This window comes from Lentzea atacamensis, from assembly GCF_003269295.1.
GTDB classification, from domain to species: Bacteria; Actinomycetota; Actinomycetes; order Mycobacteriales; family Pseudonocardiaceae; genus Lentzea; species Lentzea atacamensis.
The window spans coordinates 144117-164388 of the sequence record NZ_QLTT01000004.1 but is presented as its reverse complement, the minus strand read 5'-3'; the positions used below and the strand labels follow the sequence as shown (position 1 = coordinate 164388).

Genomic DNA, 20272 nt, shown 5'->3' with positions numbered 1-20272 from the left:
GCCACGGTCACCCGGTCGGCCGCGGCGAAGAAGTCGTCCACCTGCACGCGGCAGTTGGACAGTCCCGGAGTCAGCACCGCCTGTTCGGGGTGGTGCCGTCCGCGGACGTGAGAGGTCGCGCCGTGCACGAGGACGTCCTCGGCGACGAGCTCGGCCAGCTCGGCGACGTTCCTCGTCTCGAAGACCCGGAGATAGCGGCGGACGACCTCGGCATTGCGTGTGCTGACGGCTTCGGCTGGGCCCGACATGAACCGACCGCAGCCTGCTCGCATGGGGGAACCACGGATATTGGTCGCTTCGATGCCTGCTGCTGCCGCGGACCGATGTGATGATCACCAACGGCGGGTGGGGTGGCGTGCTCGCCGCGGTCGAGGCGGGTGTGCCGATGGTCGTGGTGCCGGGCTCGCTGGACAAGCCTCAGGCCGCGCGACGGGTCGCGCGGGTGGGAGCCGGGGTCGTGCGGAAAAAGCCCGAGCGGCTCAGGAACGCGGTGGACCAGGTGCTCGCTCAGCCGCGCCACCGGGTGCGCGAGCTGGGGCGCGCGATCACGGCGGCCGGTGGCGCGGCCAGGGCGGCGGATCTGGTCGAGGAGCTGGTCAGGCGACGTTGAAGCGGTCGGGGTCCGGCCCGGTCCTGGTGCCGTTGTCCAGTTCGGCGATGACGGTCATGTCGTCCTGGGCCAGCTCGAAGTCGAAGATGTCGATGTTCTCCTTGATCCGGTAGGGCGTGACGGACTTCGGGATCACCACGTTGCCGAGCTGGATGTGCCAGCGCAGCACGATCTGGGCCGGGGTCTTACCGTACTTCTCGGCGAGGCTCGTGATGTCGGGCTTGTGCAGCAACGCGCCCTGGGCCAGCGGGGACCACGCCTCGGTGACGATGCGGTGGGTGACGTGGACCTTGCGCATCTCTTCCTGCTGCAGCAACGGGTGCAGCTCGATCTGGTTCACCGCCGGAGTGGTCGGGAACTCGTCGAAGAGGCGCTGCAGGTGTCGCGTGTGGAAGTTCGAGACGCCGATGGCACGCACGCGGCCGTCGGCGTAGAGCTGCTCGAACGCGCGCCACGTCTCGGCGTAGAGGTCGCGTTCGGGGGTCGGCCAGTGGATGAGGTAGAGGTCGAGCACGTCGCGGCGCAGGCGTCGCATGCTCTCGTCGAACGCGCGCAGCGTCGAGTCGTAGCCCTGGTCGGAGTTCCACAGCTTGGTCGTGACGAACAGGTCGGGGACGCCTGCGATCGCGTCGCCGACACCGGACTCGTTGCGGTAGGCGGCCGCCGTGTCGATGCTGCGGTAGCCGGCTTCGATCGCGGTCGTGACCGCACCGGCGACCTGGTCCTCCGGCACCTGGAAGACGCCGAAGCCGAGTTGAGGGATCCGTACTCCGTTGTTCAACGCGATCAGCGGAACCATGCGCGTAGCTTCGCACCGTTGTAGACGTCCTGCATCGCCTTGATTGTCTCGACGAGTTCGTGTCTCAGTTCGACCGGAGCGACCACCTCCACGTCCGCACCGAATTTGAGCAGGTCAGCGACGGCGTGCCGGGTCGACTCGGTGGGGAAACCGAACTCCTGGCCCGGCTGCGGCGCGGTCTCCCGGACGACCCGGGCCTGGTAGCCGCTCAGCAGGTACTGGGTCTTGCCGAGGCCCGCCTGCGTCATGCGGACCGTGACTCGCTCGCCGTACATGCGGGCCTCGAACTGCTCCGACCACCTGGCCCAGTACCGGGCCAGGTCGAAGTCCGCCTGCCGGTCGAAGGTCTCCGGCAACGTGTCGAGCGACAGGACACGCGACACGCGGTAGGTGCGGCCGCTGCCGACGAAGTACCAGGTGCCGGCCTTCACCACGAGCCCGTACGGGTCGACCTCGCGCTCGACGGTCTGGTTGCCCCACCGCTGGTAGGTCATGCGGATCCGGCGCTGCTCCCAGACGGCGTCGGCGATCGCGGCGAGGTGCTCGGCGGGTTCGTCGCCGCGGAACCACGTCGGGGTGTCGAGGTGGAAGCGCTGGCGGATCTGCTCGGCGCGGGTGCGCAGCTCGGTCGGCAGCGCGGCGAGGAGCTTGAGCTGAGCGGCGGCGGCGAACTCCTTCAACCCCAGCTCCTCCGCCGGGCCTGGCAGGCCGGCGAGGAACAACGACTGGGCCTCGCCGGTGGTGAGGCCGGTCAGGCGGGTGCGGTAGCCGTCGATCAGCTGGTAGCCGCCGGTGGGGCCGCGGTCGGCGTAGACGGGGATGCCGGCGGCGCCGAGCGACTCGATGTCGCGGTAGATCGTGCGGGGCGAGACCTCCAGCTCGGCGGCGAGCTCGTCCGCCGTCATCCGGCCCCTCGACTGGAGGAGCAGGAGCACCTGGATGAGCCGGCTGGACTTCATCTCTCAAACCTGACACGAACTGTCAGGAATCGCCAGCAGAGTGGTCCGCATGAAGGCAACCGGAACCATCGAAGTGAAGAGCTGGGACGAGAAGACCTGGGACGGCCGCCCGTACCAGGAGGTCGAGGGACGCAAGCTGACCGAGGCGCACGTCCAGTTCGCCTACGCGGGTGATGTCAGCGGCGTCGGAACCTGCCGGTACCTCATGTCGTACGGCGACAACGTGGCGTGGACGACGGCGATCGAGGAGATCACGACCGACGACGGCACGCTGGTGTTGCGGCACGTGGGCGCCTATCGCACCAGTGTGGAGGCCGTGATCGAGATTCTGGACGGCACCGGGGCCTACGCCGGCGCGCGAGGTGCGGCGACGATCGACTGGGCGGAGGATGGCAGCGCCACCTACACCCTGGAGTACGAGGTCTGACCATGACCAACGCCCCCGTCTACGACGCGACCAGGCAGCGGATCACCGAACTGGTGCGAGGCCGGGATCCCCAGACGCCCGTGGCGGCGACGCCCGGCTGGTCGGTCAAGGACGTGGTGGCGCACCTCGCCGGCGGTCTGCGCGACTTCGTGGACCGCCGGTTCGACGGCGTCGAGTCCGGTGAGTGGGGTGAGCGGCAGGTCCGCGACCGCCGGGCCAACACGCTGGACGACGCCTTCGCGGAGTGGGACGCGAACCGGGAGCTGGCCGAGCCGTTGTTCGACACCCCCATGGGGTCCGTGCTGATCTCCGAGGTCGTGCAGCACGAGCACGATCTGCGGGCGGCGCTGGGTGTGCCTGGTGACCGGGACGGCGTCGCCGTGCGGTCGGCGTTGACGAAACCGTTGCAGCAGCTGGATCAGCGGATGCGGGAGAACGACGTGCCCGCGTTGCGGATCTCGCTGGAGCACGGGGACCGGGTGCTGGGGCACGGCGAGCCGGAGGGGACGTTGCGGACGACGTCGTTCGAGCTGATGCGGGCCATCGGCGGGCGGCGGTCGGCGGATCAGATCAAGGCGATGGACTGGGACGGGGATCCGGACACCTGGATCTCGTCGCTCGCGTTGTTCGGACGGCACCGGCCGGAGCCCTTCGAGGAGTGAGACCATCTGCCGGTGAACGACCAGACCTGTCAGCGGTGCGGTGAGCCGGTCGAGCTCGACCGGGAGGACTACGAGCTGTTCGAGCGCATGCACCCGGAGTGCTTCCACTACGCGTTCGAGCACGACCTGACCCAGCCCGGCCTCAGCGTGGACGAGGACTGCGGCGACCCCGCCTGCCCTTCGGCCGCATAGGAAAAAGGGGCGCACCCCCGAGTGCGCCCCTTTCACCGGACCGGATCAGCTGCCGTACGCCGAGAGCGGCGGGCAGGAGCAGACCAGGTTGCGGTCGCCCTTCGCGCCGTCGATGCGGCGGACCGGCGGCCAGATCTTCGGAGCGCCCGTACCGGCCGGGTGGACGGCCTCCTCGCGGGTGTACGGGTGGTTCCACTCGCCGACGGTCACGCAGGCCGCGGTGTGCGGGGCGTTGCGCAGCGGGTTGTCCTCGACGGGCCACTCGCCGGCGCCGACGCGGTCGATCTCGCGCTTGATGGCGATCATGGCGTCGATGAACCTGTCGATCTCGGCCAGGTCCTCGGACTCGGTGGGCTCGACCATCAGCGTGCCGGCGACGGGGAACGACATCGTCGGGGCGTGCAGGCCGTAGTCGGCGAGGCGCTTGGCGACGTCGTCGACCGTCACGCCGGTGGCCTTGGTGATCGGGCGCAGGTCCAGGATGCACTCGTGGGCCACGAAGCCGCCCTCACCGGTGTAGAGGACCGGGTAGTGCTCGTCGAGGCGGCGTGCGACGTAGTTGGCGGCGGCCACAGCGGTCAGGGTGGCGCGGCGCAGGCCGTCGCCGCCCATCATGCGCACGTAGGCCCACGAGATCGGCAGGATCGACGCGGAACCCCACGGGGCGGCGCTGATCGGGCCGACACCCGTCGCCGGGCCCGCGGTGGGCTGCAGCGGGTGGTTCGGCAGGAACGGGGCGAGGTGGGAGCGGACGCCGATCGGGCCGACGCCGGGGCCACCGCCGCCGTGCGGGATGCAGAACGTCTTGTGCAGGTTCAGGTGCGAGACGTCCGAGCCGAACTTGCCGTAGCGCGCGAGGCCGATGAGGGCGTTGAGGTTCGCGCCGTCGACGTACACCTGGCCGCCCGCGTCGTGGACCAGGCCGCACACCTCTCGGACCGTGTCCTCGTACACGCCGTGGGTCGACGGGTAGGTGATCATGATCGCGGCGAGGTCGTCCGCGTGCTCCGCGACGGTTTCCCGCAGGTGGCCCATGTCGATGTTGCCCTTGTCGTCGCACTTCACGACGACGACGCGCATGCCGGCCATGACGGCGGACGCGGCGTTGGTGCCGTGGGCCGACGACGGGATCAGGCAGACGTCGCGGTCGGCGTTGCCGTTCGCGCGGTGGTAGGCGCGGATCGCCAGCAGACCGGCGAACTCGCCCTGCGAACCGGCGTTGGGCTGCAGGGACACCGCGTCGTAGCCGGTGAGCTCGGCCAGCCAGTCCTCGAGGTCAGAGACGATCTTCAGCAGGCCTGCGGCGTCCTCGACGGGCGCGAAGGGGTGCAGCGTCGAGAACTCCGGCCACGTGATGGACTCCATCTCCGCGGTGGCGTTCAGCTTCATCGTGCAGGAGCCGAGCGGGATCATGCTGCGGTCGAGCGCGACGTCCTTGTCCGACAACGCACGCAGGTAACGCAGCAGCGCGGTCTCGGAGCGGTGCGCGTGGAAGACCGGATGCGTCAGGTAGTCGGACGTGCGGCGCAGGTCTGCCGGGATGCCGTCCGCGGTGTCGGCGTCGATGGCGTCCACATCGGACCCGGTGACCCCGAAGGCTTCCCACACAGCGACGACGTGCGCCCGCGTGGTCTTCTCGTCGCAGGCGATCGCCACGACGTCGGCGTCGACCTGGCGCAGGTTGATGCCTGCCTCGCGCGCCTTCTCGACGATCCGGGCGGCCTTGCCCTCGACGCGCACCTGGACGGTGTCGAAGAACTCGCCGTGCACGACGTCCAGACCGGCCTCGCACAGGCCCGTGGCGAGCACGGTGGCCATGCGGTGCACGCGGGTCGCGATGGCGCGCAGGCCCTCGGGACCGTGGTAGACGGCGTACATGGAGGCGATCACGGCCAGCAGCACCTGCGCGGTGCAGATGTTCGACGTGGCCTTCTCGCGGCGGATGTGCTGCTCGCGCGTCTGCAGCGCGAGGCGGTAGGCCAGCGAGCCGTCGGCGTCGACGGAGACACCGACGAGACGGCCGGGCAGCTGACGCTCCAGCCCGGACCGGACGGCCATGTAACCGGCGTGCGGGCCACCGAACCCGATCGGCACACCGAAGCGCTGGGTGGTGCCGATGACGACGTCCGCACCGATCTCGCCCGGCGCGCGCAGCAGCGTCAGCGCGAGGAGGTCGGCGGCGACCACGGCCTGCGCACCGGCGGCGTGGATCTCCTCGACCAGGCCGGCCTGGTCGCGCACCACACCGGACGCGCCGGGGTACGAGAGCAGCACGCCGAAGAAGTCACCGCCCAGGCCGAGGCCCTCGATGCCCTGCGACAGGTCGGCGACGACGATCTCGATGCCCAGCGGCTCGGCGCGCGTCTCGATGACGGCGAGCGTCTGCGGCAGCGTGTCGGCGTCCACGACGAACTTGTTCGACTTGGACCGACCGGCGCGGCGCACCAGCGTCATCGCCTCGGCGGCGGCGGTCGACTCGTCCAGCATGGACGCGTTCGCCACCGGCAGGCCGGTCAGGTCGCCGACCATGGTCTGGAAGTTCAGCAGCGCCTCGAGGCGGCCCTGCGAGATCTCCGGCTGGTACGGCGTGTACGCGGTGTACCAGGCGGGCGACTCCAGCACGTTGCGCAGGATCACGCCCGGCGTGACGGTGTCGTAGTAGCCGAGACCGATCATCTGCGTCATCGGCCGGTTCTGGGACGCGAGCTCACGCAGCTCGGCGAGCGCCTCGGTCTCGGTGGCCGGGGCGGGCAGGTCCAGCACGAGGTCGCGCTCGTGAATGGACGAAGGCACCGCGCGCTGCGCCAGCTCCTCCAGCGACCCGACGCCGATGACGTCGAGGATGCGCGCGAGTTCGGCGGGGCGCGGACCGACGTGGCGGTCGGCGAACGGGGTGCCGTGCTCGAGAGCGGCGAGCGGAATGCGGTCCTGCGACATCAAACGCCTCCGGGGGCTGCGGGCACACGTGTCCTGGTGCCCTCCCCGCTCTGTCCGTACCCCGAGGGGCGCCTGAGAGGTTCACCCCGGCGCGAACCAGGGCTTTCACCGTCGGCGGGACCGCAAAAAGATCTTCAGCGGTCCACTTTCCAGAGGCGTCTCGCTCACGCGGTCCTGGATGCCTGAGAGGTTCCCGGGGAGGGACTTGCTCCTTCGGCGCCGGGTTCGAGGCCCGGTCTCTCCCGCCTGAGTTCAGCGACTACCCGCGAAGAATACCCGCAGGTGGCCCACCTAGTCCCCAGGGACGCGACCTACGTCTCAACAGCGAGATCGCGCAGCACCCTGCCGACCGGGTCGAGCAGGTCCTCGCGCACCGCCACCAGCAGGTGCGAGGTGCCCACCACGTCGTCCCCGCGCTGCGCCGCGACGAGCTTCGCGCCCTCGACGAACCGCTCGACCCCGGCACCGGACGCGGCCGGCAACGCGGCCGGGTCCACTCCTGCCGCCCGCAGCGCCGCCGCCCCACCGGACTCGAACTCCGGCCGCAACCGTCGTCCGGCGACGGTCAGCTGGTGGTCGACCGTCAGCACCGCGGCCACCAGGTCGGCGGCCGTGGCCTCCGGACGTCCGGCAGCCACCGCGAGCCTCTCGGCCTCGTTGCGCACGGCCGGCAGCACGGGTCCGCCCAGCCCGCCGCCGCGCACGACCAGCTTCGTCAACCAGCGCACGTACCCGCCACCGGACTCGCCTTCCAGCGCCCCTGCCTTGCGCAGCAGCCACACCGCAGGTGCTTCCTCGGGCTCGGCGGCTCGGCGCACGGCCTCGGTCATCGCCTCGACGTCCACACGACGAACGGTGAACAGATCAGCCACGCGCCCGGAGCCCTGCGACAACAACGCCAGCGACAGGTGGGTCGTGGTCAGCACACCGTCGCCGGCGTCGGTGATCGCCGCACGGAGGCACTCGTCCAGCGCACGGCTGACCGGCAGCACCGGTGTGACGCGAGCGTGGTGGTGGGCGGCACGCATCAGGGCGGTGACACCCGGATCGGGCTCGGCGAGGACGCCGCCGTCGTCACCGGCCCAGTGCTCGGTTCCGCGCGCCATCGCCTGGGGCCTCAGCGACTTCACACCCAGCTTGCGGCCGGGGCCGGTCGTGTCGGCCAGCGCGATCAACAGGTTCTCGGTGCCGACGAAGCCGAACTCCAGCCGGGACGCTCGCCGCACCGCGGCCGCGAGCACCTTCACGACCTGCGAGGAGGGTGTGTAGATCATGCGCTCAACGCTAGAGAGCGCCACGATCGCAACGCTGCTGCCGACTGGCCACGAGCGACAGCCGATCGGCCACGGTCTCTCAGCCGGTCGCGCGCTCCCGGCGGCGACGCGCCAGCTCGTCCTCCGTCATGGGAGCGATCTCGACGCCGTCCGCACGTTCGGCCGGGAACTCGTGGATCGTGCCGCTGATCTCCCGCATGGCGCCGGAGACCGCGATGCCGAACACGCCCTGGCCGCCCTGCAGCAGGTCGACGACCTCCTCAGGCGAGGTGCACTCGTAGACGGTCGTGCCGTCGGAGAACAACGTGATCTTCGCCAGGTCCTGCACGCCGCGGCGGCGCAGGTGGTCGACCGCGACCCTGATGTTCTGCAGCGAGACCCCGGTGTCCAGCAGTCGCTTGACGACCTTCAGGACCAGGATGTCCTTGAACGAGTACAGCCGCTGGCTACCGGAGCCGTGCGCCATCCGCACCGTCGGAGCGACGAGGCCGGTCCTGGCCCAGTAGTCGAGCTGCCGGTACGTGATGCCCGCGATCTGACACGCCGCGGGACCCCGGTAACCGACGAGCTCGTCCGGCAGCGAGGAGTCCGGGAACAGCTCACCCTGCTGCCCGGATTCGGCCCGAACGGGCGCTTCCTCGACCACGCCTGCCTCCCCTCGGAACGGCCACGAAACTCATGGCCGTCAAGCCGCTACGTCAGCTCACGCAAACCAGCGACGTCCACTCGAGTTCGACGGTAAGACCGGTCAGAGGGCAGGTCAACGCGACGCGCGGGGAGTGTCGACGCTCAACCTCAGGTAGATAGTCACGCCGTCACCCGAAGTGGGACGTTCAGGTGACGTTTAGTGATCGTTTAGCGGGCAAATTGTGCGGAAAGTAGCCCAAAAGAGCGACAAGCGGACGAGTTACGCCGGTGCCAAACAAGACGGACAGCGACACGCCTATGTATCCGCTCCGCGACTGTGCTTATGTGTCCGCTCCGCGACTGCGCTTATGTGTCCGCTCCGCGGAAGTCCTCGGGCGAGACCGAGTCGAGGAACTCGCGGAACTTCTCCACCTCGTCCTCCTGCTCGTCCGGGATGATGAGGCCCGCCTCGGCCAGCACGGACTCCTCCGCGTGGATCGGCACACCGACGCGCAACGCCAGCGCCACCGAGTCCGAGGGCCGCGCGGACACCCGCACGTCGCCGTCGAACACGAGTTCGGCGAAGAAGGTGCCCTCCTGCAGGTCGGTGATCCGCACCTGTTCGAGGTTGCGACCCAACGCTCCGATGACGTCCTTGAGCAGGTCGTGGGTGAGGGGCCGGGCCGGGCGCACGCCCTGTTGCTCGAGTGCGATGGCCGTGGCCTCGACGGAGCCGATCCAGATCGGCAGGTACCGCTCGCCCTCGGTTTCGCGCAGCAGGAGGATCGGCTGGTTCTGGGGCAGCTCCACCCGGACGCCCACGACGCGCATCTCGCTCATCGGGTCTCGCCTCCCTCTGGACTCGTTGGGGAGTACCCGGTTTGTCTCCGAGCATCCCCCGGCGTATGCGTTCGACGCTACCCGCCAAGCGGGCCGTGTGCTCAATCGTTGCGGGCAGAACGTGATCAAGACGATTGACGCAGACCTGCTCTTACCAACAACGTGTGCAACGAGGTGAACAGGTCAGCCAATTCCCGGACCGTCTCGGGATCTGAGAAAGACTTCAGCAGAACCACCTCGTGGTCCGCCGCAGCGCGAACCGCGCGCAGCTGCTCGCGCTCGACGCCGAGTCCGGTCATCGTCCGGATCGTGCGGAGCGCGGTGATGTCATCGGTGGTGAAACGGCCACCGGGGCCCGCGCGCAGCAGACCGTCGCGTTCCAGCTGGGACAGCTGCTCCGCGCTGATTCCGGTCTGGGCCAGCAGGTCTGCCCGCGTCACCGAGCCGGAGTCGGCGGCAACCGCGCTGTCGAGCTGTTCGCGGATCACCTTGAGCGGCAGGTATCTGTCGCGTTGTGCGGACAGCACGAAACGCAGCCTCTCGACGTCCGCCACGGAGAACTGGCGGTAGCCGGAGGCCGTGCGTGCCGGGCGGACCAGCCCCTCCGCTTCCAGGAAGCGGATCTTGGAGATGGTGACCTCGGGGAACTCGGGGCGGAGCTGCGAGAGCACCGCCCCGATGCTCAGTACCCCGCGTTGTGGCCGCCCGGCCGTCACGCGTCAGGCTCCGGAGGAGCCAGGACCCGTCAGGAAGACGAGGCGGAACTTGCCGATCTGGACCTCGTCGCCGTTCGCGAGGACGGCCTGGTCGACCGGCTCGCGGTTGACGTAGGTGCCGTTGAGGCTGCCGACGTCGATGACGACGAACTCGCCGCTTTCCCGGCGGAACTCGGCATGGCGGCGGGACACCGTCACGTCGTCCAGGAAGATGTCGCTGTCGGGGTGGCGTCCCGCGCTCGTCGTGTCGCGGTCCAGCAGGAACCGGGAACCGGCGTTCGGGCCGCGCTTCACCACGAGCAGCGCGGAACCGGCGGGAAGTGCGTCTACGCCGGCAACGGCCGGCTCCTGCGCGGGCGCCTCTGCGCCTTCGACCTCTGCGAGGAAGTCCGCCCGGAAGACGGAGGTCCGCTCCGGGGACTGCTCCGGCGGAACGCCTGGGCCGTCGTTCGTGCTCACCTGAGCTCTCCTCCTGCTGCTGGATCCGTCACTTCCGGTAAAACCTATCGTGTTCGAGTCGCCACCTTGAGCGCGGCTCCCCTTCCGGCCGAAGATCCGGCGAAAGATCGACGTCACTCCTTCTCCACCAAAGCCTTGTACCCGTCGGCGTCCAGCAGCCCTTCGATCGCGTCCGGGTCGCTCAACCGGAGCTCGACCATCCAGCCCTCGCCGTACGGGTCGCTGTTGACCGAGTCGGGCGTCTGCACCAACGCGTCGTTGATGGCGACGACCTCACCGTCGAGCGGCGAGTAGAGGTCGGACACGCTCTTGGTCGACTCGACCTCGCCGAACGTGTCGCCCGCGGAGACGGTGTGGCCGACCTCGGGCAGCTGGACGAAGACGACGTCACCGAGCTGTTCCTGGGCGTAGTCGGTGATGCCGACGCGCACGGTGTTCTCGCCCGTGCTGGCGACCCACTCGTGCTCCTCGGTGTAGCGAAGCTCCTCGGGAATCAACTGACTGCGCTCCTCGTGCTGAACCTGTATGGGGTGATCTTTTCACGCGGCCTTGCCGGGAGTGACCCGCAGGGCCAGGAAGAACTGGTAGACGTACAGCAGCGCCGACCACAGGTAGAGCGCTCCGCCCCAGACCGTGAACGCGTAGGCGAACGGCTGGGCGACCTGCGCCCAGCCCGAGTCGCCCTGTGCGAGCAGCAGCAGGGGGAACGCGTACAGCAGGTTGAAAGTCGCGGCCTTGCCCAGGTAGGTGACCTCGAACGGGGCCCAGCCGCGCCCGCGCAGGATCAGCAGGCAGATGCCGACGACGACCTCTCGGCCCACGAGCACGAGAGCGATCCACAGCGGGACGATGTCCCTGACCACGAACGCCAGCAGCGTGCAGAACACGTACAGGCGGTCGGCGGCGGGATCGAGCAGCGCGCCCAGCTTGCTGGCCTGGTCGAGCCAGCGGGCGAGCTTGCCGTCCAGCCAGTCGGAAAGCCCCGCGAAGACGAGAACGAGCAGCGCCCAGCCGTCCGCGCGGGGTCCGAGCAACAGGTACAGGAAGAGCGGAACACCGGCCAGCCGCAACACGCTGAGCAGGTTCGGAATCGTCAGCAGGCGATCAGCCGGATCACGCACACCCGCACTCTAAACGAGTGGCTGCGCACGGGCTGCCGGATGGCGTCACGGCACGCGGTGCGACTGGTTGCGGGTCTGGTGCGCGGTGTTCGGTTCTTGCGGGGTCGAGCTCAGGCTGTCCGGGTGAGCGTCCAGCCGCGGCGCTGCATCTCGGCGCCGGTGATGGCGTGCGGGCGGCCCCGGTCGTCGCGGCCCACCCAGCGAGCGCGGAAACCCTCGAGCACGTAGGCGTGCCCCCGGCTCCACACCACGCTGCACGGCGTGGTGGGCAGCGCGGTCTGCATCTCTGCGGACTGCTGCGGCTGGGTCTCCATGGCGGTTCTCATTTCAATCCCTCCGTGACACCAGGGATGTCGCGCACCGGGGCTCCGGTGTTATCCCTGAGAACGAATTCTGTCGGACTGTGGTTCAGAACACGTGTCCTGTTTGGGTCCTTAGCGTTAACTGGGCCGAACGGCGCGCCGAGCTGTTCGGACCCGAAGCGGAACGGAAGAACGGGTCATTGCTCACGCAACCGTTCGTCGTACGACGACGACCGCACAACGTTTGCGACGTATCGGTCTGGCCTAACCTCCGCGGATGGAGCAGGTGAAGTTCGGTGGCGAGCTGATCTCCCGGTTGATGACCCACCTGTGCGAGCGGCTGGACGGCTGCCTCGGCGTCGGGCTGAGCGTGTGGCCGGACGGCGCACTGCTCAGGGCCGTCGGTGTCGCGGCGGAGCTGGACCAGGCGCAGGTGGAGGGGCGGGAGGGACCGCTCGTCGACGCCTCACGCGACGAACGGCAGGCCGCCGGGAAGGTCGGCGGTCTGGACGTCGTCGCCGTGCCGGGCAGCTGGGGCGATGGGGGCCCGGTGGTGCTCACCGTGTACCTGGACCACGAGCCGGAGGCCGAGGACCTCAAGGCCATCGAGGAGATCGAACCGCTCGTCGCCACCGCCGCCGCGGTGATCGAGTTCTGCGCCGGCGAGGTGCTCAGGGCCGACCAGATGGTGCGGATGGTGCAGCACCGGCGCTACATCGAACAGGCCAAGGGGCTGCTGATGGGAGCGCGGCCCTGCCCGCCGGGAGACGCGTTCGAGCTGCTCGTGCGCGCCAGCCAGCACGCCAACGTGAAGCTGCGGGACGTGGCGATGGCGCTGGTGCTGGTGGCCTGCGGGCAGCTGGAGGACGCCGACGACATGTCGATGCCGCCGAAGATCGCCTACGACACCGCGCAACGGTTGTGGGAGGCGCTCCACGTTTGAGTCACCCTCGTGTTGGGTATGGACCCCTCGACCTGTCATGTGATGCGACCTCTCCCGTACGGTGAGGGCGCAGCGGTTGAGCCACCAGCCGCGTCGGGGCCGCTGCAGTGGCGGCTCCCTGGGTGCGAGAGGGAGAACATCGGTGACTGTGCAGGACCCGCGAGCTGAGCAGACCATCGCACTGTCGGCGAGCCAGCCGGCGGCCGGTGCCACGGTGCTCGCCGTGTCCGGCGAGGTCGACATGGTGTCCGCGCCCGCGTTGCGCGACGCCCTGGTCAACGGCCTCGCGGACGGCGGCACCTTCGTCGTGGACATGACCGGCGTGACCTTCCTCGGATCCGCCGGCCTGGCGGTGCTCGTGGAAGCTGCCCGGTTGGCGCCGCAACATTCCGCGACTCTGAAGGTCGTGGCCACCGCACGGGCCGTGACGCGGCCTCTGGAGGCCACGGGCCTTGGTGAGGTGTTCAGCGTGCACGAATCCGTGGACGCCGCTCTCAGCGTTTAGTTCAGCGTTCAGTTCATCCGAATGGTGAGGCGGTTTCCCGCCGCCTCCAACGCCTCGGAGACCGTGTGGAGCGCGTGCTGGACTCCGCCTGTCTCCTCGCCGAGCTCGGTGAGGTCGACGGTCAGCGGCACGGTGCCACCGCGCGCCGCCGTGGTCAGGGTGCGTCGCAACGACGGACCGGCCTCGGCGGGCACGTTCCCCCGGATGACCGCGACGACGCCGGAGGAGGTCTCGTACACGTGCACTTCGCAGTCGGTCGCGGCCGGAGACCCGAACGGCACCGGCGAACGGCCGCGGCGCAGCCGCACGGTCGTGCCTCTCGACGAGCGGTCGATCACGACGTCGTCCACGCTCTCCCGCATGAGCAGAAGTCCTCGGCCCCTCGTGGTGAGCGTCGGCGGCGGTACACGCCACTGGCCGTGGTCGGTGACGTCGATCGCGACGGCGCCGTCCTTGCCGATCCGCGCGCGGACCTCGATGGTGCCCGTGGCGGGCGCCGGGTACGCGTGTTCGACCGAGTTGTTGACCGCTTCGCTGACGGCGAGAACGAGGTCGCTCGCCTCGTCGTCACCAAAACCGCTTTCCTGCAGCCACTCGCGCAGTTGGTGCCGCAAAGGCGCCACTTCGCGTGCGTCCGCGGGGAAGCGGAGGGACAGGAAGTCCTCGTGCACCAGCACAACGCTCCTCCCCTGGATTGCCTCTGCCAGGTGATTTCCCTGCGGCTCGGACCAATACACGTGTGAAACGAGAACAATTCGGGTACGGCAATGACATGCCGGCCTTCAGCAGAACGGACTACAAGGTGGGTGTGACGCAATTGTCAGGGGTCGAACTGCGGATGGCCGCGGATCCCACGCAGCTGTCCATCGTCCGCGCCGTCGCGGCGGACATCGCGATGAGGCAGGACTTCGACCTCGACTCGATCGAGGACCTGAAGCTCGCCGTCGACGAGACGTGCTCGACGCTGATCACACTGGCGGACTCGGACGCGGTGCTCAGCTGTCACTTCGCGGTCGACGCCGCTGGTGCGGTCCGGGTGTCGGCCCGCGTCGCAACGAACTCCGCCGGCGGGCCCGACGAGGGCAGCTTCGGCTGGCGCGTGCTGACCGCGCTCGTCGACTCGGTCAAGACCAGAGTCGAGGAGACCGAAGGGGTCGTGGTCCACATCGACCTCGTGAAGTCCTCGGCAGGGGCGGTGGATGCGTGACGGGCTCGGAGGAGGCGACCAAAACCTCCCCTGCCGAGGAGAAGAAGACCTCGCAGGGCGGTGATTACGATCACCTGGCCCCGCTGTTCGCCGAGCTCGCACAGACCCCTGAGGGGCCGTCGAGAGACGCGCTGCGGGACCGGCTCGTGACCGAGCACCTCCCGGTCGCCCAGCACATCGCGCGCCGGTTCGGCCATCGCGGTGAACCGCACGAGGACCTGGTGCAGGTCGCGACGGTCGGCCTGATCAACGCGGTCGACCGGTTCGACCCCGACCGCGGCTCGGACTTCCTGTCGTTCGCCGTGCCGACGATCATGGGCGAGGTCAGGAAGTACTTCCGCGACTCCAGCTGGTCGGTGCGCATGCCGCGCCGGCTGAAGGAGCTGCACCTGGCGATCAACGCGGGGACCTCGCGGTTGTCGCAGCAGCTGGGGCGGGCACCGACGCCGTCGGAGCTGGCCGAGCACCTGGGGCTCTCGCGCGACGAGATCCACGAAGGACTCGCGGCCGGAAACGCCTACCAGAGTGCGTCTTTGGACGACATGCTGATGTCGGAGGACTCGTCGATCTCGCTCGGTTCCACGATCGGCGAGGAGGATCCCGAGATCGCGATGATCGAGCAGCGGGAGGCTCTGCACCCGTTGCTGCAGAAGCTGCCGGAGCGGGAACGCAAGATCGTGATCATGCGGTTCTTCGGGAACATGACGCAGACGCAGATCGCGCAGAAGGTCGGGATCTCGCAGATGCACGTCTCGCGGTTGCTCGCGAAGACGTTGCGGCAACTCCGAGACGTGCTCGAGGAGTGAGCCGGAGTTCCGGCACGGTCACGTCTCGCCGCTGCATCGGCACCGGTGCCCACGAGCTTTTCAGGACGCCACGCGGACGCGGCGCCGGGTCGCAGCGATGATCTGGCGCCGCTCGTCCTCCCCCATGCCGCCCCACACGCCGTAGGGTTCCTGGGCCTCAAGGGCGTGCTCGCGGCACTGCTCGAGCACCGGGCAGTGCGCGCAGATCGCCTTGGCCTTCTCCTCCCGGGCGGCGCGGGCGTAGCCGCGCTCGTTGTCCGGGTGGAAGAAGATGGCGCTGTTCTGGCCGCGGCACAGACCATGCATCTGCCAGTCCCACACGTCGGTGACCGGCTTGGGCAGACGGGTCGTGCAGGTCATCGCGACTCCCTTGGCTGGGCGGAAGAGTTGCGATCACTGCGTACCCGTGGTCTGACCAGCGGTAAACCTGTTAGGCCGTGTCCTGCAGGTCTCGTTAGCGATAGTCGCGGCCGAGGGGCCCGTGACTCTCATCGAACGGACCTGCAGGACACGGCCTAAAGCCGTTCAGGTGCCCCGATGCCCAGCAACGACAGGCCCAGCGTGAGCACGCGTGACGTGAGGGTGAGCAGGTGCAGGCGTGAATCCTGCAGCTCCTGGGACTCCGCGGTCGCCACGGGGCAGTTGTTGTAGAAGGTGGAGAACGCCGTCGCCGTCTCGAACAGGTACGTCGTGAGCTTGTGCGGGGCGAGCTCGTCGATGGCCGCCTGGATCGCCGTGGGCAGCTGCAGCAGCTTCAGGGCGAGGTCGCGTTCGGCCTGCTCCTGCAGCACGAGCGGGGCGTCCGCGGGGGCCTCGCGGCCCACCTTGCGTCCGATGGAGAGGATGCGGGCGTTCGCGTACTGGATGTAGACGGACGTGTCGCCGGTGGTGGCGAGCATCTTCTCCCAGGTGAAGACGTAGTCCTTCTCGCGGTCGTTGGAGAGGTCCGCGTACTTCACCGCGCCGAGGCCGATGGTGCGGGCGAGCTGTTCCTTCTCCGCACCCTCCACTTCGGACGTTTCGGGCATGACCTTGTACGAGTTCTCGATCGCCTCGGTGAGCAGGTCGATGAGCTTGATGGTGCCGCCCGCGCGGGTGCGGATGGTCTTGCCGTCCGAGCCGAGGATCGTGCCGAAGCCCGTGTGCACGGCGGTGTGGGCGTCGTCGAGCCAGCCGGCCTGCCTGGCGGTGGCGAAGATCATCTGGAAGTGCTGGGCCTGCGGGGTGCCGACGACGTAGATCAGGTCGTCGACCTTGCGGTCGCGCACCCAGTAGCGGACCGTCGCGAAGTCCGTGGTGGCGTAGCCGTAGCCGCCGTCGCTCTTGCGGACGATCAGCGGCAGCCGGTCGCCGTCGCGGTTGGTGAAGCCGGGCGGGAACACGCACAGGGCGCCGTCGCTGGTCTCGACGAGACCCTTCTGCTGCAGCTCGGTGATCGTGTCGGCGAGATAGGGGTTGTAGAAGCTCTCGCCGTAGTTGTCGGCGGCGGACAGGCCGATGCCGAGCATGTCGTAGATCTGGTTGAAGTGCCGCTGCGACTCCGCGACCAGCTCGTTCCACAGGGCGAGCGTGTGCTCGTCGCCGCCCTGCAGCAGCACGACCCGGCGGCGCGCGCGGTCGGCGAAGCCCGGCTCGTTGTCGAACTTCTGCCGCGCCTGCTGGTAGAAGGCGTTGAGGTCGCTGATCTCGTGATCGGCGCCGTGGCCCTCGTCGGTGAGGTGCTCGATGAGCATGCCGAACGGCGTGCCCCAGTCACCGAGGTGGTTGTGCGGGATGACCTCGTGGCCGGCGAACGTCAGCAGCCGACAGAACGCGTCACCGATGATCGTCGAGCGCAGGTGCCCGACGTGCATCTCCTTGGCGACGTTCGGGCTGCTGTAGTCGATCGCGATCCGCCGCGGCTCGTCCGTCGTGGGCACGCCCAGCCGGTCGTCGGCCAGCAGGCGCGCGGTCTGCGTCTCCAGCCACTCGCGGCGCAGCTTCAGGTTGATGAAGCCGGGGCCCGCGATCTCCGGGGTCTCGAGCGCGTCGGCCGCGTCGAGGTGCTCGACGATCAGCGCGGCGACCTCGCGAGGGTTGCGGCCGACCTTCTTGGCGAGGCTCATCGCCACGTTGCACTGGTAGTCGGCACCGTCTCGGTTGGACGGTCGGATCAGCGCTTCCTCGGCGGTGATGTCCACGTCCAGAGCGGCGCGCAACGCCCGCGCGACCCGCTGGCCCAGTTCGAGCCCGACATCCCCACGCAGCACTGAACCCACCTTTCACCCGCGGCTTTGAACCCAGTATTTCACCAGCGTCCAAGCAGTAACGCACCGCCGCCCACGAGCGCCGCCAGACTCACCGCGCCGAAGAGCGTCACCCAGCCGAGCGCGGGCACGCCGGTCAGCCAGGCGAGCTGGTCGGCGTCCGACCGCGGTGCCTGCCGGCGCCACCGCTTGACCTGCAGTTCCCACACCGGCCGCACGCCGCCGAGCAGCAGGAACCACGCGAAGACGTACGCGGCGGTGTCCCTGACCTCGGGTGATGCGTAGAAGGAGACGAAGAAGAACGCGCCGCCGGTGACGATGACGGACAGGACGCCGAAGACGTTGCGGATCATGATCAGCATGGCGGCGAGGAAGCCGATGCTGATCCAGAGCATGAGCTGGATCTGCTCGTTGGTGATGAGCGCGGCGGCGCCGAAGCCGAGCAGCGACGGGGCGATGTAGCCGGCCAGGGCGGTGAGGACCATGCCGGGTCCGCGGGGCTTGCCGCGCGAGACCGTGAGGCCGCTGGTGTCGGAGTGCAGCTTGATGCCGCTGAGGCGTCTTCCCGTGAGGACGGCCACCAGTGCGTGGCCGCCTTCGTGAGCGATGGTGATGACGTTGCGGGTCACCCGCCAGAACCCGTGCAGCGCCACGGCCAGGAACGCGGCGAGCGCGGTGCCCCAGGTGATCACGACCTCATGAGTCAGCTCCGGCATCGGGACATCGAAACAGACGCGCCGTGAGAGCCGCATGTGGGCTCTCACGGCGCGAGTGCTCGGCAGGGGGTCAGTGCTTGATCTTGTCCTTGCTCACGCGGTCGGTCTTGGGATCGACCACGGCCTGCTCCTTGGTGATGGGCTCGCGTTCCCTCGGGCTGACCGTCGGGTCCATCTCCTCGATGCGGTGTTCGCGGGCCGGCTCGTCGCCGGCGTCCCGGAACGCCGCCGAACGCTGCTGGGGCAGCTCCGGCTCCTCGTCCTCCTCGATCAGCTTGCGGCGCGCGGGCACCACCGCGAGCAACAGGCCGAAGAGCGCGAGGCCGAGGTGCAGCCAGTTGTCGTTCGTGTTGAGCGCCAACGGGTTGCCGAACTCTGACGCGGGGTTCTGCGCGAGGATCCCGGTGATCATCAGGCCCCAGACGAAGAGCGCGCCGTAGCCGGCGAACAGCAGCCACCCGTACAGCCGGGCGAGGCCCGACCCGAGAGCCATCAGCAGACCGAGCACGCCGATGGCCACGTGCACCAGGTTGTGCAGCGGGTTCACCGAGAACCCGAGCACGAACGAGTGGGTGGACCAGTCACCGACCCCGGTGCGGGTGAAGCCCACGACGCCGAACACGATGAACGCGATACCGGCCAGCGCGGCCAGAATCTGCACCGGTTGCAGACCGGCGACCTTGACAGTGACGCGGTGGGTCATGACGCCCTCCAGGCTCCGTACTTGTCGCTCGGCTGACTACCCCGCGTCAGCTTTCGTCAAACCGTTCACCGAAACGTCCGGCATGCCATTACGCGGCACGACGACATTGCGTTTGCCGATGTGCACCACACGGGCTCTCGCAGGGTTCACGAGAACCGTGATTTCGGCGTTCTGCTCGTTGTACGCGCGGACCTCGACCTGTGTGCCGCGGGCGGCGGCGTTGCGCAGAGCCGCGGCGAGCGTGTCCAGGTTCCACGGTTTGACGAGCCGGAACTGGAACTCGTCCACGTTCAGCACGGCCCAGAGCTCGTGGTCGGTGGGTGGATCGGTCGGATTCATCGCGAAATCCCCTCGGTGGTGGGCTCCGGGCGCCGCGCCCACCGCTCGGCGCCCGGAATTCTGTTGCGGCGTGTTGTCACGGGAGCTGGGTCACGACGTACGAGACCTCGTAGAACGCACCCGCCCCGGACACCGGCTGCTCCTTCGAGGCGGTGCGGCACGGCACGCGGAACGAGCCGATGACGGTGTCGACGGCGGGGTCGTCCTCGACGACGGACTTGCACAGCAGGATCCGCGCGGCCTTGTTGCCGGGGACGGCGTCCGGCACCTCCAGCGCGTCCAGCTCGTGCCACCGCCCGAGCGCGAGCAGGCTGGTCGCGAGGTTGTAGCGGATCACCGCGCTGAACGTCGGCGCGAGCCCTTGAACCCCGAGGCGGGTCAACGCCTCCTTGCCGATGCGGGCGCTGCGTTCGTGCTGACCGGAACTGCCGAGCACGAAGGTCAGGTTCCCGACGGCCCTGGTGAGCTCACGGATGCTGCCGCTGCGGTGCGCTGCTGTCCGCGCGTCCTCCAGAGTGGCCGTGCCGCGCTCGACGTTCCCCAGGAACGCCTCGCAGACACCCCGGACGCTCAACGCGTAGGCACGTGTCTCGTCGTCATCGGTGTCGACCCCGTGGATCTTCTCGACCGCCCGGAAGTACTCGCCCTGCGACATCAGCCAGCTGGCTTCCGCGACGGCGATGCGCTGGACCATCTCGCCCGAGGCCAGTCCCTTGGCCTCCAGCAGGGTCTCGTGCGCCGCGGCCGGTCGCCCAGCACGAACTGGCAGTCCCACAACAGGTACAGCACCTCGCAGCCGTCACCGGCGCCGGCGAGTGCCTTGCGCAGCTCCGCAGCGGCATCCTCCGGCCTTCCCGCCCATCGCAACGCCTTCGCCCGCTC

General features: G+C 69.0%; 27 protein-coding genes, 1 pseudogene and 1 riboswitch. Of the genes and pseudogenes, 9 read left to right on the top strand and 19 right to left on the bottom strand.

Going from position 1 to position 20272, the window contains the following annotated elements; genetic code table 11:
* Window positions 1-20: 20 nt before the first annotated feature.
* Window positions 21-158: pseudogene (locus C8D87_RS49205) on the bottom strand (hypothetical protein); the annotation flags it as partial.
* Here C8D87_RS49205 and C8D87_RS46010 point away from each other — a divergent pair.
* Window positions 123-329: a hypothetical protein gene (locus C8D87_RS46010; RefSeq protein ID WP_170166490.1), complete on the top strand. Its 207-nt coding sequence runs from the start codon at window positions 123-125 to the stop codon at window positions 327-329. The pseudogene C8D87_RS49205 and the gene C8D87_RS46010 sit on opposite strands and share 36 nt — an antisense overlap.
* A complete protein-coding gene (locus C8D87_RS19720) occupies window positions 329-610 on the top strand; it encodes a nucleotide disphospho-sugar-binding domain-containing protein (RefSeq protein ID WP_112227858.1) in 282 nt (93 codons plus the stop codon). The genes C8D87_RS46010 and C8D87_RS19720 overlap by 1 nt, the downstream gene beginning before the upstream one ends.
* On the opposite strand, the gene C8D87_RS19715 is transcribed toward C8D87_RS19720, so the two are convergent.
* Window positions 597-1409, bottom strand: coding sequence for an aldo/keto reductase (locus tag C8D87_RS19715; RefSeq protein WP_109637270.1), 813 nt, complete (start codon window positions 1407-1409; stop codon window positions 597-599). The two genes, C8D87_RS19720 and C8D87_RS19715, sit on opposite strands and share 14 nt — an antisense overlap.
* Window positions 1397-2368 carry a helix-turn-helix transcriptional regulator gene (locus C8D87_RS19710; RefSeq protein ID WP_112227857.1) on the bottom strand — a complete coding sequence of 324 codons (972 nt, stop codon included), beginning with the start codon at window positions 2366-2368 and terminating at the stop codon, window positions 1397-1399. Before C8D87_RS19710 ends, C8D87_RS19715 begins: the two co-directional genes overlap by 13 nt.
* Before the next feature lie 49 nt (window positions 2369-2417).
* Between C8D87_RS19710 and C8D87_RS19705 the strand changes: the two genes are divergently transcribed.
* The 3 genes from C8D87_RS19705 to C8D87_RS19695 are packed head-to-tail and all read left to right on the top strand — an operon-like array spanning window position 2418 to window position 3649.
* Window positions 2418-2795 (top strand): DUF3224 domain-containing protein, encoded by a 378-nt coding sequence (locus C8D87_RS19705; RefSeq protein ID WP_146771782.1) that lies wholly within the window; start codon window positions 2418-2420, stop codon window positions 2793-2795.
* A gap of 2 nt (window positions 2796-2797) precedes the next feature.
* Window positions 2798-3457, top strand: a complete 660-nt coding sequence (locus tag C8D87_RS19700; protein WP_112227855.1) for a maleylpyruvate isomerase family mycothiol-dependent enzyme — start codon at window positions 2798-2800, stop codon at window positions 3455-3457.
* A gap of 12 nt (window positions 3458-3469) precedes the next feature.
* The gene (locus C8D87_RS19695) at window positions 3470-3649 is read left to right on the top strand and encodes a hypothetical protein (RefSeq protein WP_112227854.1); all 180 of its coding nucleotides are present in this window, start codon (window positions 3470-3472) and stop codon (window positions 3647-3649) included.
* Between the two features lie 45 nt (window positions 3650-3694).
* Here C8D87_RS19695 and gcvP read toward each other — a convergent pair whose 3' ends face one another.
* The 9 genes from gcvP to C8D87_RS19650 all read right to left on the bottom strand — a co-directional run bounded on the left by gcvP (window position 3695) and on the right by C8D87_RS19650 (window position 11949).
* Window positions 3695-6586: an aminomethyl-transferring glycine dehydrogenase gene (gcvP, locus tag C8D87_RS19690; protein WP_112227853.1), complete on the bottom strand. Its 2892-nt coding sequence runs from the start codon at window positions 6584-6586 to the stop codon at window positions 3695-3697.
* 159 nt (window positions 6587-6745) lie between these two features.
* A riboswitch (glycine riboswitch) is annotated at window positions 6746-6841 on the bottom strand.
* Window positions 6842-6897: 56 nt separating this feature from the next.
* The gene (locus C8D87_RS19685; RefSeq protein WP_112227852.1) at window positions 6898-7860 is read right to left on the bottom strand and encodes a Clp protease N-terminal domain-containing protein; all 963 of its coding nucleotides are present in this window, start codon (window positions 7858-7860) and stop codon (window positions 6898-6900) included.
* A 79-nt stretch (window positions 7861-7939) separates the two neighbouring features.
* Window positions 7940-8506, bottom strand: a complete 567-nt coding sequence (locus tag C8D87_RS19680; RefSeq protein WP_109637263.1) for a MerR family transcriptional regulator — start codon at window positions 8504-8506, stop codon at window positions 7940-7942.
* Window positions 8507-8853: 347 nt separating this feature from the next.
* The gene (locus tag C8D87_RS19675) at window positions 8854-9327 is read right to left on the bottom strand and encodes a bifunctional nuclease family protein (RefSeq protein WP_030468959.1); all 474 of its coding nucleotides are present in this window, start codon (window positions 9325-9327) and stop codon (window positions 8854-8856) included.
* 125 nt (window positions 9328-9452) lie between these two features.
* Entirely contained in the window at window positions 9453-10013 is a 561-nt protein-coding gene (gene ftsR, locus C8D87_RS19670) for a transcriptional regulator FtsR (protein WP_170155000.1), read from the bottom strand.
* Window positions 10014-10046: 33 nt separating this feature from the next.
* Entirely contained in the window at window positions 10047-10502 is a 456-nt protein-coding gene (garA, locus tag C8D87_RS19665) for a glycogen accumulation regulator GarA (RefSeq protein ID WP_109637261.1), read from the bottom strand.
* A gap of 113 nt (window positions 10503-10615) precedes the next feature.
* Entirely contained in the window at window positions 10616-10999 is a 384-nt protein-coding gene (gene gcvH, locus C8D87_RS19660) for a glycine cleavage system protein GcvH (protein WP_112227851.1), read from the bottom strand.
* 42 nt (window positions 11000-11041) lie between these two features.
* Window positions 11042-11623, bottom strand: a complete 582-nt coding sequence (locus C8D87_RS19655) for a CDP-alcohol phosphatidyltransferase family protein (protein ID WP_109637259.1) — start codon at window positions 11621-11623, stop codon at window positions 11042-11044.
* Between the two features lie 110 nt (window positions 11624-11733).
* Entirely contained in the window at window positions 11734-11949 is a 216-nt protein-coding gene (locus C8D87_RS19650; RefSeq protein ID WP_109637258.1) for a hypothetical protein, read from the bottom strand.
* Window positions 11950-12202: 253 nt separating this feature from the next.
* Between C8D87_RS19650 and C8D87_RS19645 the strand changes: the two genes are divergently transcribed.
* Both C8D87_RS19645 and C8D87_RS19640 read left to right on the top strand, forming a co-directional pair.
* Complete coding sequence (locus C8D87_RS19645; protein ID WP_112227850.1) at window positions 12203-12868, top strand: ANTAR domain-containing protein; 666 nt, start codon at window positions 12203-12205, stop codon at window positions 12866-12868.
* Between the two features lie 142 nt (window positions 12869-13010).
* Window positions 13011-13373 carry an STAS domain-containing protein gene (locus C8D87_RS19640; protein WP_233442206.1) on the top strand — a complete coding sequence of 121 codons (363 nt, stop codon included), beginning with the start codon at window positions 13011-13013 and terminating at the stop codon, window positions 13371-13373.
* Window positions 13374-13381: 8 nt separating this feature from the next.
* On the opposite strand, the gene C8D87_RS19635 is transcribed toward C8D87_RS19640, so the two are convergent.
* The gene (locus C8D87_RS19635) at window positions 13382-14050 is read right to left on the bottom strand and encodes an ATP-binding protein (RefSeq protein WP_170166499.1); all 669 of its coding nucleotides are present in this window, start codon (window positions 14048-14050) and stop codon (window positions 13382-13384) included.
* A 131-nt stretch (window positions 14051-14181) separates the two neighbouring features.
* Between C8D87_RS19635 and C8D87_RS19630 the strand changes: the two genes are divergently transcribed.
* Together C8D87_RS19630 and C8D87_RS19625 are read left to right on the top strand one after the other, a co-directional pair.
* A complete protein-coding gene (locus C8D87_RS19630) occupies window positions 14182-14580 on the top strand; it encodes an ATP-binding protein (RefSeq protein WP_233439585.1) in 399 nt (132 codons plus the stop codon).
* On the top strand, window positions 14577-15386 hold the full coding sequence (locus tag C8D87_RS19625; protein ID WP_109637254.1) for a SigB/SigF/SigG family RNA polymerase sigma factor: 810 nt from the start codon (window positions 14577-14579) through the stop codon (window positions 15384-15386). Before C8D87_RS19630 ends, C8D87_RS19625 begins: the two co-directional genes overlap by 4 nt.
* Window positions 15387-15446: 60 nt before the next feature.
* On the opposite strand, the gene C8D87_RS19620 is transcribed toward C8D87_RS19625, so the two are convergent.
* From C8D87_RS19620 to C8D87_RS19595, 6 genes are all read right to left on the bottom strand, one after another.
* Window positions 15447-15746 (bottom strand): WhiB family transcriptional regulator, encoded by a 300-nt coding sequence (locus C8D87_RS19620; protein WP_109637253.1) that lies wholly within the window; start codon window positions 15744-15746, stop codon window positions 15447-15449.
* A 155-nt stretch (window positions 15747-15901) separates the two neighbouring features.
* Window positions 15902-17635: an arginine--tRNA ligase gene (gene argS / locus C8D87_RS19615; RefSeq protein WP_109637252.1), complete on the bottom strand. Its 1734-nt coding sequence runs from the start codon at window positions 17633-17635 to the stop codon at window positions 15902-15904.
* A 38-nt stretch (window positions 17636-17673) separates the two neighbouring features.
* Complete coding sequence (locus C8D87_RS19610) at window positions 17674-18348, bottom strand: M50 family metallopeptidase (RefSeq protein WP_215732397.1); 675 nt, start codon at window positions 18346-18348, stop codon at window positions 17674-17676.
* A 70-nt stretch (window positions 18349-18418) separates the two neighbouring features.
* Window positions 18419-19051, bottom strand: a complete 633-nt coding sequence (locus C8D87_RS19605; protein ID WP_109637250.1) for a DUF4383 domain-containing protein — start codon at window positions 19049-19051, stop codon at window positions 18419-18421.
* Window positions 19052-19087: 36 nt separating this feature from the next.
* Window positions 19088-19390, bottom strand: coding sequence for a hypothetical protein (locus tag C8D87_RS19600; protein ID WP_112227847.1), 303 nt, complete (start codon window positions 19388-19390; stop codon window positions 19088-19090).
* Window positions 19391-19466: 76 nt separating this feature from the next.
* Entirely contained in the window at window positions 19467-20165 is a 699-nt protein-coding gene (locus tag C8D87_RS19595) for a hypothetical protein (protein ID WP_112227846.1), read from the bottom strand.
* Window positions 20166-20272: the final 107 nt, after the last annotated feature.

Bases quoted from the DNA above. Each gene is read 5' to 3' on its own strand.
- C8D87_RS19605 (WP_109637250.1), bottom strand. From the start codon at position 19,051: ATGACCCACCGCGTCACTGTCAAGGTCGCCGGTCTGCAACCGGTGCAG.
- C8D87_RS19675 (WP_030468959.1), bottom strand. From the start codon at position 9,327: ATGAGCGAGATGCGCGTCGTGGGCGTCCGGGTGGAGCTGCCCCAGAAC.
- C8D87_RS19700 (WP_112227855.1), top strand. From the start codon at position 2,798: ATGACCAACGCCCCCGTCTACGACGCGACCAGGCAGCGGATCACCGAA.
- C8D87_RS19620 (WP_109637253.1), bottom strand. From the start codon at position 15,746: ATGACCTGCACGACCCGTCTGCCCAAGCCGGTCACCGACGTGTGGGAC.
- C8D87_RS19715 (WP_109637270.1), bottom strand. From the start codon at position 1,409: ATGGTTCCGCTGATCGCGTTGAACAACGGAGTACGGATCCCTCAACTC.
- C8D87_RS19600 (WP_112227847.1), bottom strand. From the start codon at position 19,390: ATGAATCCGACCGATCCACCCACCGACCACGAGCTCTGGGCCGTGCTG.
- C8D87_RS19645 (WP_112227850.1), top strand. From the start codon at position 12,203: ATGGAGCAGGTGAAGTTCGGTGGCGAGCTGATCTCCCGGTTGATGACC.
- C8D87_RS19710 (WP_112227857.1), bottom strand. From the start codon at position 2,368: ATGAAGTCCAGCCGGCTCATCCAGGTGCTCCTGCTCCTCCAGTCGAGG.
- C8D87_RS19610 (WP_215732397.1), bottom strand. From the start codon at position 18,348: ATGCCGGAGCTGACTCATGAGGTCGTGATCACCTGGGGCACCGCGCTC.
- gcvP (WP_112227853.1), bottom strand. From the start codon at position 6,586: ATGTCGCAGGACCGCATTCCGCTCGCCGCTCTCGAGCACGGCACCCCG.
- C8D87_RS19685 (WP_112227852.1), bottom strand. From the start codon at position 7,860: ATGATCTACACACCCTCCTCGCAGGTCGTGAAGGTGCTCGCGGCCGCG.
- C8D87_RS19650 (WP_109637258.1), bottom strand. From the start codon at position 11,949: ATGAGAACCGCCATGGAGACCCAGCCGCAGCAGTCCGCAGAGATGCAG.
- C8D87_RS19705 (WP_146771782.1), top strand. From the start codon at position 2,418: ATGAAGGCAACCGGAACCATCGAAGTGAAGAGCTGGGACGAGAAGACC.
- C8D87_RS19720 (WP_112227858.1), top strand. From the start codon at position 329: ATGATCACCAACGGCGGGTGGGGTGGCGTGCTCGCCGCGGTCGAGGCG.